This is a genomic window from Hymenobacter sp. 15J16-1T3B, assembly GCF_020711235.1.
Lineage (GTDB): Bacteria > Bacteroidota > Bacteroidia > Cytophagales > Hymenobacteraceae > Solirubrum.
Window position 1 is genome coordinate 70,459 of sequence record NZ_JAJFAV010000005.1, and the last position, 14,163, is coordinate 84,621.

Here is a 14,163-nt window from a genome sequence, read left to right on the forward strand (position 1 = left end):
CCGGCTTCGCCGCAGCGGGCGCGGCGCACAGCGCTAAAACAAAATATCCTTGACCGGGACGGTTTTAGGCGGTAGCTCCGTTTCGCCGAGCATTTCGCGCAAGTCAATTTCGATGGTGCGGCACAGCGCGGTCATGGGCACGTCGTTCATCTGGTTTTCGAACGGGTTTTCGCTGGTGTGCCCCACCGATTCTATGGTGTTGAACACCCAGCTGATGAGCACCGAGAAGGGCACCGTGAGCCACACCAGGCCGGGCCCGAGTTGGTCAAATTCGCGCAACAGGCCCAGGGGCAACATCAGGGCAAACAGGCAAACAAACAGGAAGCTGTAGAAAGCGAACTGGCGCGGAAAAGGCGTGTTTTTGATCCGCTCGCAGCCGCCTTGCAGGTCGAACAGGCGCTCCAGAGTACGCATCATATTCACGTGCTGAAAGTCGTTGAGCAGGCCGCGCTCCTCGCGCAGGATGCGTAGCTCGGCCGCTTGGCGGCGTAGCAGGTGCGCCGCCGAATTGGCCCGCTGGCGCATAAACGCCGACTCTTCAGGCAGCAGAAACGGGGCCACGTCGGTGTCCCATAACTCGTCGCGTTGCAGGCGAAGCTGCAGGCGCAGGGCGTTGCACCAGGCAATGTGGCGGTAGATGATGCGGCGGTGGCGCTCCGTCAGCTCGGGGGCAGTGGCCGCGGGCTGCAGCGCGGTCAGCTCGGGCGCATCCACGCGGGAGGTGATGAACTCCAGCGTCTGAATGGCCCAGGTGCGGCTGGTGTTGACGATGCCGCCCCAGATTTGCCGGCCTTCCCAGAACCGGTCGTAGGAGCCGTTGTTTTTGAAGCCGATGTAGAAGGCCACCGCCGTGCCCAGCGTGGCCACCGGCTGCCAGGGAATGGCCAGATGGGTAAACCCACTGGTGTAAAACCAGCAGACAATCAGGTTATACAGCGTCAGAATGAGCACGCTGCGCCAAGCACTGCGCCAAATGATGCTCCATCGAAGGTTTTGCCGAATGTACATGCGAGGCACATACGTACGGAGGAGTAAATGAGTAGACGCACGAGGCCCAGGTGGAGAGGAGTTGATGCCCAGCCGGTCATCCTGAGCCTAAGCGAAGGACCTTCCTTTACCCTCGCACTAAACGATGAAGCGCAGCCACTAACGCCTAGACGTTAGCGGCCGTGCTTTTGCATTACCAGATGGGTCGTCTGCACTTCGTAGGCAGCAGCGGTACAAAGTTGAAGGAAGGTCCTTCGCTTAGGCTCAGGTTGCCGGGCGGGTTAGTCAAGTGCCCAGTCCTCTCCGTCCCTATTCCCCTTTCATCTGCCCAGCTCAATGCCCATGAGCTGCATGAGCTTGCTGGCGTTGAACTCGCGGCAGAGGCCGGGCGTGAGGCGGTAGTCGAAGCGGATTTCGTCGCCTACGATGTCGCTGTTGAAGCTGTAGTTGGTCACGAAGCCGGGCAGCTCCCCGGCCAGGTCGCCCAGCTCCAGGTCGTGGGTGCTGACGAGGCCGCTGGCGGGCCGGCGGTGCAGCTGCCGGATGAGGCCGCGGGCGCCGTCGTGCCGGTCGCGGGAGTTGGTGCCCTTCAGGATTTCGTCGAGCAAGTAGAACACGGGCTGGCCAGCGGCCGTCAGGTCGAGCAGTTGGCGCAGGCGCTTGAGCTCGGCGTAGAACGACGACGTGCTTTCGGCCAGGTTGTCTTGGGTGCGCATGGCCGTAAACAGCTGCAGCGGCCCGATGCGCAACGCGGCGGCGCACACCGGCCCGCCGGCCAGGGCCAGTACGGCGTTGACGCCGATGGTGCGCAGAAACGTGGTCTTGCCCGACATATTGGAGCCCGTTACCAGCCCGGTGTGCCCCGGACCGGCGGTGGCAAAGTCGTTGGCCACGCGCCCGGCGCTAAAAATGAGCGGGTGGGCCAGCGCCGTGGCCTCGAAGGTCAGCGGCGCAGCTACCAGCGCGGGCACGGCCCAATCGGGGTGAGCGTACTGCACGGCGGCGAGGCTGCCGAGGGCTTCTACTTCGGCCACCACTTCCAGCCAGGGCTCCAGCCGGCCGCCGAGCTGCCGCTTCCACCGCTCCAGCCGCCACATCCAGAAGAAGTCCCACATCAGCAGGTTGTTGGCGAAGAAACCGGCCAGGGTACTCCAGCGCAAGGAGAAATTCTGGGCAATGCCGGCCAGCCGGCCCACGTAGGCCGAGGCCGGGGCGCCGTGGGCCAGCAGCACCTGGCGCAGCGCCACGAGGCGCGGGGCGGCGCTTTCGCGCTGTTCCAGGTGGCGCAGCTGGTCGCGGTAGGCGCGCAGCACGTCGTACATGTCCATGCAGCGCTCAAACACTTCGTCGCGCTCCTGCCGGAATCGGTAGTTGACGGCGTACATCAGCAGCACCGGCACAGCGGCCAGCCAGCCCGAGGAGCCCGTCAGCCAGGCGGCAATGCCCAGAATAGCTAGCGGAGGCAGCACTGGCAGCAGGGCCAGCACCCAGCCGCGGCCCTGGTAGAAGTCGGGCGCGTGCATCCAGGCCAGGAAGGGCCGCGGGTCGTCGGATTGCTTCGGAAATTGCCGGGCGCGGGCCTGCCAGTGCTGCCGCCAGCCCAGGTCGGCGGCCAGTTCGGCCACGGCGGCCTGGCGCGGCTCCAATTCGGCTACCTCGGCCGGGGCCTGCAGCCAAACGGCCAGCCGGTCCTGGCCCAGGCGGGAGGTGGCGCGGCTCACCAGCTGAAACAAGGAGTGCGGACCGAACACGTCGAGGTCGGCGGTGTAGGGGTGCGCGGGGTCTTGGTAGCGCTGGCCCGCGTCGAAGCCCGTGAGCTTACCGGCCAGGCGGTCTAGCTCTTCCTGATTGATGAGGCGCAGCAGCTGACGCTGGCGCAGCTCGTAGCCCACGCGGCCGTGCCAGCGCATCACCAGCATGAAGATGACGTAGGCACCAAGCAACCAGCCGAAAGCCACCAGGTTTTCGTCGTGCCGAAACAGCCACCACGCCCCGCCCGCCCCGGCCAGAAACACGGCCACCCGCAGCCAGCCGATGAGGCTGTGGCGGCCGGCAAAGTGCCGCTGCTCGGCGGCGTAGGTGGCGAGGTTATCGGTGAAAATGTCCTGCGGCGCGACGGTCAGCGGGCGGATGGTATTGGCAATGGGCATAGGGCAAAGAAAGCGGCTAGCGGCCGGAGACTACCGGGCGGGCCAGGCGGCGCAAGGGACTCCCGGGCTTGAGGTAAGGCTGCAGCTCGGCCAGGGTAAGCGTCGGCGCAAAGGCTCCGTTCCAGTTTTTGAACATGAAGTGCGACATGCCCTCGTATTCCACGCTGTACGTCAGCGCCACGGCGTCTTCCAGCAGGATCAGGTCGGCCTCCGCGGCTTTGCCCTGCGTGACGTGCTGCTGGCGCAGGCCGGCCAGGTCCTCGCCCATGTCTTCGCCGCTGAAGCGCTGGGAAAAGTCCGGCAGGTAGTCACGGATTTGGCGCTGCAGCGAACTGTCGCAGGCAGCTATAAACCGCGGCAGCAGCTCCGGGCGGATTTCGTCGGTCAGGCTGAGGCCGCGGCCGGTGCGCAGGTCGAGGGTGGCGTACTGCACGCGGCCGGTGATGTTGGCGCCCACCATCTCGTCGTACCAGTTGAGGCTCAGCAGTCCAAAGCCGTTGTAGGTCACAGTGTAATTCGACGGGCCGTCGTAGCCGCCGGAGTCGCCGCGCCGGTGCTCGGCCCGCACTTGTTGCAGCTCGGCCCGCGTCAGGCCGCCCGTGACGTACTCCAGGGTAAACCAGTTGCTGAGCAGCTTGGTCACGGCCGCATCGGGCACCGTCACGACGGGCACCTTGAACTCGCCCAGCTCGGTGCGGTAGCTGATGCGGGCGGCCAGCGGCGGCACGTCGTCCGCCGCTTGGTAGCGGCGCAGCGTCACGGGCAGCCGGCGGCGGCCCTGGGCGTCTTGCCAGCTGCCCTGCAGCGTGCCGTTGGCCGCGGGCCGGAGCGAAAATAAGCCGGTGGAAGCGGCCGGGGTCTTGGCCCCCGCGGCGGCCACCGATTCGCGCAGCAGCCAGGTGCCGGCCGTGGTGCGGCGGCCGCGCAGCTGTAGCTCCCCGCCGCGCCGCAGGTAGTAGTAGCTGCCCGTCCAGGCCGTGTCGCCGGCCACGGGGCGCAGGCGCAGCCACACGGCGTACTCGCCGACGGTGCCGGCGTAGAGCTGCGGCGCCGCAACCGGAGCGGTCTGGGACCAGGCGCGTCCGGCCGTCCACAGATTGAGCAGAGTGAGGACCAATAGCCCGAAGATGCCAGCTGAGGCTCGGCGCGTAATTTCTGAGTAAGCAGCCACGGTAACGCGTGAATAGACCGGTAAAGCTACTCACGGCCAGCCCTAGCTTCGGCCGAACGCAGCCTCAAACGGCTCGGATGCTTTGCTTACATGCCCGCCACCTTTCCCGGTGAATGCCGGAGCCTGCGTGCCCCAATCGGACCAGGCCCACTACACAGGCGGCGCCGGTCGAAGCAACTCCCCCGTTTCGTTGGAGGGAATTTGCTTTGACCGGCGCCGCCGGGCGTTCTTTTGGCAGGCTATTCACGTGGCAAGCCGCTCCCTTATGCTCCGGAAAAAGCTTGGTGGCTGCCAGCCCTTGCTAACTGCTGAAGCAGAATGGACGAAACCTAACCGCCTACTCTTCCTTGGCCAGCCCGCGGTCGGCGGGACCGTTCACCAGCTCGCCGTAGGCCGTGAAGCGGGAGCCGTGGCAGGGACAGTCCCAGCTTTTCTCCTCGCTGTTCCAGTGCACCACGCAGCCCAGGTGCGGGCAGATGGCCGAGCACTTGTGCGTCTGGCCTTGCGGGTCGCGGTATACGGCTACTTTGCTCAGGCCGCTGCGCAGCACGGCGCCCGTGCCGGGCTCGATGTCCTCCTCGCTGGCCACGTCGCCGCCGGTGATGAGGTCGGTGTATTCGGCGGCCACGTTCACGTTTTCCTTCACGAACTCCTTGACCGCCGAGGGGTGGGCCGATACGCGGCCGGGGTCGTAAAGCTTGGCCCAGGGGTTGTCGCGGCCCAGCACGAGGTCCGTCACAATCATAGCGCCGAGCGTGCTGTGCGTCATGCCGTGGCCCGAGTCGCCGGTGATGACGTAGATGTTGCCCGCGTCGAGCGGGTTGCGGCCGGCGTAGCCCAAGGAGTCGACGGGCTCCATCACCTGCCCCGACCAGCGGTACTCCACCTGCTGGGCGGAGGGGAAGTTTTCGCGCGCCCATTCCTCTAGGCAGCGGAACCGCTCGGCGTAGTCGTCCTCCTGCCCGGTTTTGTGGTCTTCGCCGCCCACGATGAGCAGGTCGTAGGCGTCGCCGCTGCCGGCGGGCTCGTGCACTTCCTGCAGACGGATGTAGTGGTACGGGTCGGGCGTGTCCCAGTACAGGGCCTTGGTTACTGAGCCCTTCGGCACCCGGAAGGCCAGCGCGTAGGTGCGGTAGGGGCTCTGCTTGGTGTGCATCACCACCCGGTCGTTGAAGGGCGTATTCGTGGCCACCACAATGTGCTTGGCGCGAACTTCCAGCCCGCCGTCCGTCACCACGCGGGTGTGGCGGCCGCTGTGCACTTCCTTGGCGCGGGTGTGGGTGAAGATGCGTCCCCCGCCCTGCTCGATGGCCCGGGCCAGGCCCACGGCGTAGCGCACCGGGTGAAACTGCCCCTGGTCCGGGAAGCGCAGGCAGTCCCCGGAGCGGAAGCCGCGCACGCCCGCGTCGGGCAGGCGCTGCACGCCCGTGAGGCCGGCGCGGTGGGCGGCCTCTAGCTCGTCGGCCAACTCCTGCGGGTCGCCGTCTTTGGGGAGAAACAGGTAGCCGTCGAGGCGGGTGAAGTCGCAGTCGATGTTTTCGTTCTGGGCAATGGCTTCGATGCGGGCAATGGCTGCGCCGTGGCTCTGGGCCGCCAGCCGGGCGCCGTCCTGCCCGAAGAGCCTTTCGAGGTGGTAGTACCGGTCGTCGAGGGCGTTGGAGAGGTGGGCGGTGGTGCGCCCCGTCTCGCCCGACACGATTTCGCCGTCTTCCAGCAGCACCACGCGCTGGCCTTCGCGGGTGAGCAGGTAGGCCGTGGTCAGGCCGGCCAGCCCCGCGCCGATAACCACCACGTCGGCTTCGGTCGATTCGGGGAGGGCGGGAAACGAGGGCCGCTCGGCGGTGGCTAGCCAGGAGGTGTTGTGGGCGCCGGAAGTCTGGTCGGGAGTCTGCATAAGGCCGCGGGTGGTTGGTTGTGTGGCCTTAGCTTACGCCCGACGGCGCCGCAGGATATAGCCGAGGTTAAGGGCGGGCCGCCGGCGCACCCCTATTCGCGCCCGCCGACCGGCCACCACGCCCGGACCGGGCAGACCACCCGGCACCAGCCGGGCGTGGCCTGGTAGCCGCCCCCTATCAGCCTCTAGCCGCCGGCGTCTTCCCCGGGTTTGGGCAGCGGAATTTCGATGCTGATGGTGGTGCCGCGCCCGGGCATGGAGCGGATGGTGAGCTGCCCGGCCAGTAGGCCCACGCGGTTGCGGATGCCGGCCAAGCCAATGCCGCCGCGCTTCTGGGTGGCCATTTCCACGTCGAAGCCCACGCCGTCGTCTTCCACGCTCACGTGCAGCTGCGGGCCCTGCGGCTCCACGTAGATGAAGGCCTCGCGGGCCTCGGCGTGCTTGATAACGTTGTTGAGCAGCTCCTGCACGATGCGGTACACGGCCGTTTCGAGCAGGATGGGCAGGGCGGCGGGCAGCTCGCCCACGCTCAGGTGCACGTCGAGGTTTTGCTTGGGAATGCGCTTGCAGAGCTCTTCCAGGGCCGTTTTCAGACCAAAGTCCTCCAGAATGTTCGGCGTCAGCTCGAAGGAGATGGTGCGCGTCGATTTGATGGCCTCGTTGAGCAGGCCCAGCGCCGCCGCGCGGTGCCCTTCCTCCACGGGCTGGTTGTAGAGGTGGAGCTTGGCCGCGTACAGCAGCTGGCCCACGCCGTTGTGCAGGGCTTCGGCTATGCGTTTCCGCTCGTCCTCCTGGGTGTGCATGATGGCGCTGAGCACTTCCTTTTCGCGCTGCAAGCGCAGGCCGGTGGCTTCCTCCATCAGGCGGTTGCGCTCGGTCACGTCGCGAATGACGCCGAGCACGCCGGCCACGGTGCCGGCCGCGTCGCGCAGGGGCACAAAGGCCGCGTCGAAGAAGCCCGCGCGCCGGCTGAAGGCCACGTTGTAGTAGGTTTGGGTTTCGCCGGCCAGGGCCCGGCGCAGGATGTCGCGGTTGCGCGGCACATTCACGAAGGGCAGGGCCTCAAAAATCACCTGCCCGAGTACGGCCTCGCGCTGCACCAGCAGGTACTGCTCCATCAGGTAGTTCCACTCCGTCACGCGCAGCTCCGCGTCGAAGGCCATGATACCCTCCTGGATGTTCGACACCAAGCCCTGCAGAAAGGCCGCGTCGGCGGCTAGGCGGGTGTTGGCCTGGTGGGTTTCGGTCACGTCGATGCCGAAGAGCACGCCGCTCTGCTTTTCTTCGTCGAAGAAGCCGTAGTTCTGAAAATAAGCCTGCTCCCCGCCCCGATTGGGCGGCTCGCCCACAAACTGCACCTCCTCGCCCGTCAGCAGCCGTTCGATGTAGGGGCGCAGCTGCGGGTAGGCCTCGAACACGTTGCGGCCGGCAATGGCGTTGTCGGCCACGCCGAGGCGGCGCAGGCCGGCGCCCACCACCTCCTGCAGCGTCCCGTCGGCCCCCACGCGCGACAGCACCACGGGAATGGTGGTGAGGATGTGGTCGAGCAGGCGGTTTTTGGAGTTCAGTTCTTCCTGGGCGTGGCGGCGCTCCGTCACGTCGCGCACGAGGCCGGTCAGGCGCTGGGGCCGGCCCGCCTCGTCGTAGTGCACCTGCCCGCTGGCGGCCACGTGGCGCACCGAGCCGTCGGGACGCACAATGCGGTGCTCGAGTTCGAAGGGCACCCCGTCGCGAATGGTGGTGGTCAGCGCCCGGGTTACGGCCGCCGCGTCAGCTGGGTGCACGGCGTCGCGAATAGCGTCGAAGCTCAGGCGGCGGTCTTCGTAGGGGCGGCCGAAAATGGTTTGGGTGCGTTCGTCCCAAAACAGCTCGTCGCTCTCAAAGCTCCACTCAAACACGCCCATGTGCGAGGCCTGCAGGGCCAGGCGCAGGCGCTCCTCGCTTGCGCGCAGGCGCAGGTTGGCCCGCCGAAACTCGGTGATGTCGCGCACCACGCCGGCCACGCGCTCGGGCTGGCCGTGGGCGTCGTAGAGGGCCTGCCCGCTGATGCGCACGTAGCGCAGCTCGGCGCCGCCGGGGCGCAGCACCCGCGCGTGCAGCGAAAAGGCCAGCCGGCTTTGCAGGCTGAGCTGAATCTGCCCGACCACGCCAGGCAAGTCGTCGGGGTGCAGCAGGGCGCTGAACTCGGCGGCAGGGTAGCGCCCCGGGCCGGCCGCACAGCCGAAGATTTCGGCCGTGCGGGCGTCGACGGTGACTTTCTGCTGCTGCGGTTCCCACAGGCCCACGCCCATGTTGGCCGCGCTCAGGGCCGTGCGCAGCTGCTCTTCGCTTTCGCGCAGGCGTTGCTCGGCCAGGCGGCTGTGGGTCACGTCGCGCAGCACCCCGCTCATGCGCACGGGCCGGCCCGCTTCGTCGTGCATCACCTGCCCGTTGGCACACACGTGGTGCACCTCGCCGTCGGGGTGCACCACGCGCACCTCCACGTCGAGCAGGCCGTCGCCGGTGGCCGCCTGCTGCAGGGCCGCGGCAGCCCGTTCCCGGTCGGCGGGCAGCACCACGGCCATCAGCTCGTCGAAGGTCAGCTCGTTGCCTTCCGAAGCGAGGCCAAACATGCGCCGGCCCCGCGCGTCGACGTAAAACAGCTGGGTGTCGAAGTTCCAGATGCCGATGCCCATGTCGGCGGCCAGCACGGCCGTTTTCAGGCGGGCTTCGCTTTCCTGCAACTGCCGGGCGGCTTGCTTCTTCTCGGTCACGTCCTGCACCACGCCGGTCATGCTCAGGGCCTGGCCGGCGGCGTCGTAGCTCACCTGCCCGCTCGAGACGATGTAGCGCACCGCGCCGTCGGGGAGCACCACGCGCTGGTCCATTTCCACCGGGCGGTGTTCGGCCACGGCCTGCTGCAGGGCGTCTTCCACCCGCGCCCGGTCGTCGGGGTGCAGCAGGGCGCGAATGTCGGGGAAGGTGAGCCGGGCCCCGTCGACGGGCAAGCCGAACATGCGCCGGGCCCGCTCGTCGAAGAAGACCTCATCGGTCACGAAATTCCACTGGGCCACGCCCAGCTCGGCGGCTTGCAGGGCGGTGCTCAGGCGGGTTTCGCTTTCCTGCACGCGCTGCTCGCCCAGGCGGCGCTCGGTCACGTCGCGCCAGCACACGTGGGTGAGCAGGGGCTGGCCGGGCAACTCGATGGGCGTGAGCACGCCTTCCACCCAGATTTCCTCGCCCGTGAAGCGCGTCATGAGCACTTCCCAGCGCAGGGAGCCTTCGCGGCGGGCAATTTCCACGTTGTCGGCAATCCACTCGGCCGTGCGCTTGCCGTTGGGTTGCACCGCGGGCGTGCACACGTCGGCGGGCTGGCCCACCAGCTGCTCGCGCCGCGCGGCCCCGATGATGCCCAGCGCGGCGGCGTTGGCGTCGACGTAGCGGCCGTCCTGCAGCAGCAGCATGCCGTCGGCGCTTTGCTCGAACACGGTACGGAAGCGCTGCTCACTTTCGCGCAGGCGCTGGTCCCGGCGCTTCTGCTCGGTGATGTCGCGCCAAACGGCGTGCAGCAACGCTTCCCCGTCGACGCGCACGGGCGTCAGCACCACTTCCTGCCAGATATCCTCGCCCGAGAAGCGGCGGCACAACCACTCGAAGCGGTGCGAGCCGCTGCGCTGGGCGGTTTCCGCGCTCTGCGCCAAGCGCTGCAGCGAGGGCGTGCCGTCGGGCTGCAGCTCCGGGGAGAGCAGCAGCGCCGGCTGGCCGATGAGCTGCTCTCCCCGGGTGGCGCCGAGCATGGCCAGCGCGGCGCGGTTGCAGTCGACAAACACAAACTCGCGCAGGAGCACGGCCGCGTCGGCGGAATCGTGAAATAGGGTGCGGAATTTCTGTTCGCTGGCGGCCAAGTCCTGCACGGCTTGGCGGCGGGCGTTGTCGTCGGAAAAGGCGAGGCGGCAGCAGTAGTCGCCCGCGGGCTGCAGCAGACGCACGCCTTCGAGCAGGGCGAAAAACGTGCTGCCGTCGGCGCGCTGCATTTCTAGTTCGCAGCTCTGGCGCGCGTCGGTGGTCAGTACCCGCTGCAAAAAGCTGTAGAAGTGCGTGCGCTCGTCGCCGACGGGCACGTAGCGGACCAGGCGCCGGCCCACGGCCGTGGCGCGGGCAGTGCCCAGCAGCTGGGTGGCGCGCAGGTTGAGCTGCTGCACCACGCCCAGCGCGTCGAGGGTGCAATAGCCCACCGGGGCGAATTCGAAGAGGTCGATGTACTGCTGGTAATACGCCTCGCGCTCCACCTGGGTGCTGAGCAGCTCCTCGTACTGCATTTCCAGCTCGATCTGGTGAGTTTGCAGCTCCTGCACCAGCCGGCGCACGTCGGCCGGGGTCAGGCTATTGATGTCGGTGGTGACGAGGCCGCGGCGCGTTTCGGCCTGGGCGCGCAGCTCCTCCATGCGGCGCCGCACCGCGTCGAATTCGTCCGGGGTCTGCTCCATAGCGGGTCACGGGTCTTACAGAAATAGGCCAGAAATACGTACGGCGGCGCAGTCCGGTGGTTAAAGGTACGGAAAAGGGTTCCGGTGGAGGGGCCGGGTTTCGGCCGGCAGCCAGCCAACCGTGGACGCCAGCAGTAGCGCCTCCTCCGCCGTCCTTGCGAGCGAAGCGCGGCCATCCTTCCGCTAGTAGCACGACGCTGCAGCTGGCAGAAACCGAAAACCCATTCGGACGCAACCGGCCCCGCCGGAAACCTGCAGACGCGGGGTTTCGGGCGGGGCCGGTTGTAGTTTCTGTCAGTGGTGACGTTTCTGCTCCCAGAGGAAAAATTGCTTCGTGGTGCCTGCTCGCAATGACGGGCGGTGTAGCCTTTTGCTGCCCCTATTCCTCGATGCGGCTCACGCCCAGCAGCAATTGCCCGGTTTGGGCGCCGGCACTGGTAATGTTGCGGCCGTAGAGCTGCAGGCGCCGCTCGCCCAAGTCGGCGAAGTGGGTGCTGATGGTCAGGTCATCGAAGCCCTGGCCGGTTTCCAGGAGTTGGCCGATGGCTTGCTGCAGCTCGGGCAGGCGCCAGGCGCCGCGGTTGAGCTGGGTCAGGGGCTGGCCTTTCGCCTGGTCCACCTCCACCCCGAAGGCCTGAGCGAAGGGCCGGTTCACGGTGAGCACGCGGCCTTCGCGGTCGAGCACCAGCAGCGGCTCGCGCAGGTTCTCGATGATGCTTTCGGCGAAGGCGGTGCTGGCCTTGAGCTGCTCCTCCAGGGTTTTGAGGGCGGTGATGTCGATGAAGGTAATGACGGCCCCGCTGATGTAGTTGTCGAGGGTGCGGTAGGGCAGGATGCGCATGGCAAACCACTCGCCGTTGTGGGTCTGAATGTTCGTTTCCACGCTCACCAGCCGGTCGAGCACCTGGCGCACGTCGTTGACCAGGCCCTCGTAGCGCAGGTTGGATGCGAAGTGCGTGATGGGCCGGCCCAGGTCGGTGGGCAACAGGCTGATGATGCGCTCCACCGGCGGGGTGAAGCGCTTGATGACCATGTCGTTGTCGAGGAAGATAGTGGCAATGGCGGTGGCGTCGAGCAGGTTTTTCATGTCGTTGGCCGCCTGGCTCAGCTCCTCCGTCTTGTGCAGGTACTGCACGTTCAGGGTCATCAGTTCCTCGTTGAGGCTCTGCATTTCCTCCTTGTTGGTCATGGCCTCCTCGTTGGTGCTCTGCAGCTCCTCGTTGGCCGACTGCAGCTCCTCGTTGGTGCTCTTGAGCTCCTCCAGGGAGCTTTCCATTTCCTCCACGGTGGTTTGCAGCCGGTGCTTGGTGTACTGCAACTCCTTTTCCAGGGCCACCACCACCGAGTCGCGGGTGAGGCTTTCCTGGGCCTGGGCCTGCTTGCGCTGGCGCTTGGAGGTGGGCATTTCCTCGAACACGACCAGCAGCAACCCGGCCAGGGCCTCGGGCGAGTCGAGGTACTTCACCGAAATGCGCATGAGCTGGTAGCCGCCCTCGGTGCGCAGCTTCACGCCCTCCACCGTCACGTCTTCGTGCTGCAGGTGGGCCCGGTGCACGGCCCCGCTCAGCTCGAAGCCCAGCTCCTCGCGGGCCATGTCGAACACGTTCATGGCGCCCAGGCCGGGGGCGGGCTCCAGGTAGCGGCCGGTGCGCCCGTTCACGAACAGGATTTCGCCCTTGTTGTTGATGACCACGGCCGGCGGCGCAAACGTGCGCAGCAGCATTTTCTGAATCAAGGTCACGAACAGACTTTCCTTGCGGGGCAACGGATTGGTCATAACAGGCGGAGTAAGCACGGGCAGGGCCGATGCCTGGCGCGACAGTGAAAACGTGAAATTTGAAATCCGGGCCAGGGAGTAGGCCACGTCGTTGCGGCGCGAAATCTTCCACTTCACGTCCAGGGGCGTAAACAGCGCCTGAAAGCCCGTCATGTTCTCCGAGGGGCCCAGAAACAGCAGCGCCTCGGAGTTCAGGGCGTAGTGAAACACCGGCAGCAGGTTGCGCTGCAACTCGCTGCTCAGGTAGATGAGCAGGTTGCGGCACACCAGCAGGTCAAGCTTGATGAAGGGCGCGTCCTTGTTGATGTTGTGCAGGGCGAAGACCACCACGTCACGCACTTCCTTGCGGATGTGGTAGCCGCCCTCCACCGGCGTGAAAAAGCGCTTGAGCCGGTCCGCGCTGACGTCGGCCTCGATGTTGGTGGGGTAAAACCCGGCGCGGGCGTAGTCGATGCCCTCGGGGTTGATGTCGGTGGCGAAAATCTGCAGCTTCAGGTAGTGGTTGGGCAGCTGATCCAAGCACTCCTGCAGCACCATGGCCAGGGTGTAGGCCTCCTCGCCGGTGGAGCAGCCCGGCGCCCACACCCGCACCACCGAGTCCACCGCCTTTTCGCGCAGCAGCGGCATGAGGTAGCCCTTCAGCACCTCGAAGGCTTCCGGGTCGCGGAAAAACTTGGTTACCCCGATAAGCAGCTCCTTGAACAGCAGCTCCACCTCGTGGGGGTTGTCCTGCAAAAAGCGCACGTACTGCGAAAAGTCGCGGATCTGGTGCGCGTTCATGCGCCGGTCGATGCGCCGGAACACGGTGTTGCGCTTGTAGAGCGAGAAGTCGTGGCCGGTTTGGGTGCGGATGAGCAGGAAGATTTTCTGCAGGGCGTTGGCCGGGCGCGTCTCCCCGCTGCGAAACGAGCCGTGGGGCCGCTCCAGCACCGGCTGCTGGGCGTACTCCAGCAGCTTGGCCGGCAGCTCCTCGGCCGGTAGCACGTAGTCGATAAACTCGGTGGCCACGGCGGCGCGGGGCATGGCGTCGTACTCGGCCGTTTCGGGCTCCTGCGCCATTACCATCCCGAAGTTTTCCATCACCATCTTCAGCCCCACCACCCCGTCGGAGCCCATGCCCGAGAAGATGATGGCCACGGCCCGCTCGCGGGCGTCTTTGGCCAGGCTCTGCAAAAAGAAGTCGATGGGCAGGCGGTGGCCCGGCGCCTGGGTGGGCGCGGTGAGCGTGAGCGTGCCCCCGACCAAGCTCAGGTCTTTGTCGGGGGGCAGCACGTACACCGTGTTGGGCCGCGGCTTCAGGCCGTCTTCGATTTCGTAGACCAGCATGTTGGTGAACTGCTGCAGCACTTCGGGCAGGTGGCTGCGCTGGTTGGGGGCCAAATGCACCACCACCACGAAGGCCATGCCCGAGGTGGGCGGCAGGTTTTGGAAAAACCGCTCCAGCGCCTCGATGCTGCCCGCCGAACCGCACAAGGCCACGATGGGAAACCGCTCGACCGGGTCGAGGGAGGCGCGCACAAGCACCCCCGGGTCGGCGTCGAGGTCGTCGGCGGCGGGGTCGTTTTCGTCGCTGACAAAGGGCTCCGACGACAGCTGGCTGTTGTCGGGACGGGCAGGACCGTGGGGGCCCTGGGGCAGCAGCTCCGGGGCGTGGTCAGCAGTAGGATCGGTCATGAAAGCGGGGTGCCCGGCCGGAACCCGGAGCAGCAGGCGGTACA

6 protein-coding genes are annotated in these 14,163 nt (G+C 66.7%); all 6 read right to left on the reverse strand.

What is annotated here, in order from left to right:
• Positions 1-33: 33 nt before the first annotated feature.
• On the reverse strand, positions 34-1,008 hold the full coding sequence (locus tag LJ737_RS10390) for a bestrophin family protein (RefSeq protein WP_227765785.1): 975 nt from the start codon (positions 1,006-1,008) through the stop codon (positions 34-36).
• 299 nt (positions 1,009-1,307) lie between these two features.
• The gene (locus LJ737_RS10395; protein ID WP_227765397.1) at positions 1,308-3,137 is read right to left on the reverse strand and encodes a MutS-related protein; all 1,830 of its coding nucleotides are present in this window, start codon (positions 3,135-3,137) and stop codon (positions 1,308-1,310) included.
• A gap of 16 nt (positions 3,138-3,153) precedes the next feature.
• The gene (locus LJ737_RS10400; protein WP_227765399.1) at positions 3,154-4,254 is read right to left on the reverse strand and encodes a hypothetical protein; all 1,101 of its coding nucleotides are present in this window, start codon (positions 4,252-4,254) and stop codon (positions 3,154-3,156) included.
• A 391-nt stretch (positions 4,255-4,645) separates the two neighbouring features.
• Positions 4,646-6,202, reverse strand: a complete 1,557-nt coding sequence (locus LJ737_RS10405) for an FAD-dependent oxidoreductase (protein ID WP_227765402.1) — start codon at positions 6,200-6,202, stop codon at positions 4,646-4,648.
• A 185-nt stretch (positions 6,203-6,387) separates the two neighbouring features.
• The gene (locus LJ737_RS10410) at positions 6,388-10,668 is read right to left on the reverse strand and encodes a PAS domain S-box protein (protein WP_227765404.1); all 4,281 of its coding nucleotides are present in this window, start codon (positions 10,666-10,668) and stop codon (positions 6,388-6,390) included.
• 379 nt (positions 10,669-11,047) lie between these two features.
• Positions 11,048-14,119, reverse strand: coding sequence for a CheR family methyltransferase (locus tag LJ737_RS10415; protein WP_227765407.1), 3,072 nt, complete (start codon positions 14,117-14,119; stop codon positions 11,048-11,050).
• Positions 14,120-14,163 lie beyond the last annotated feature (44 nt).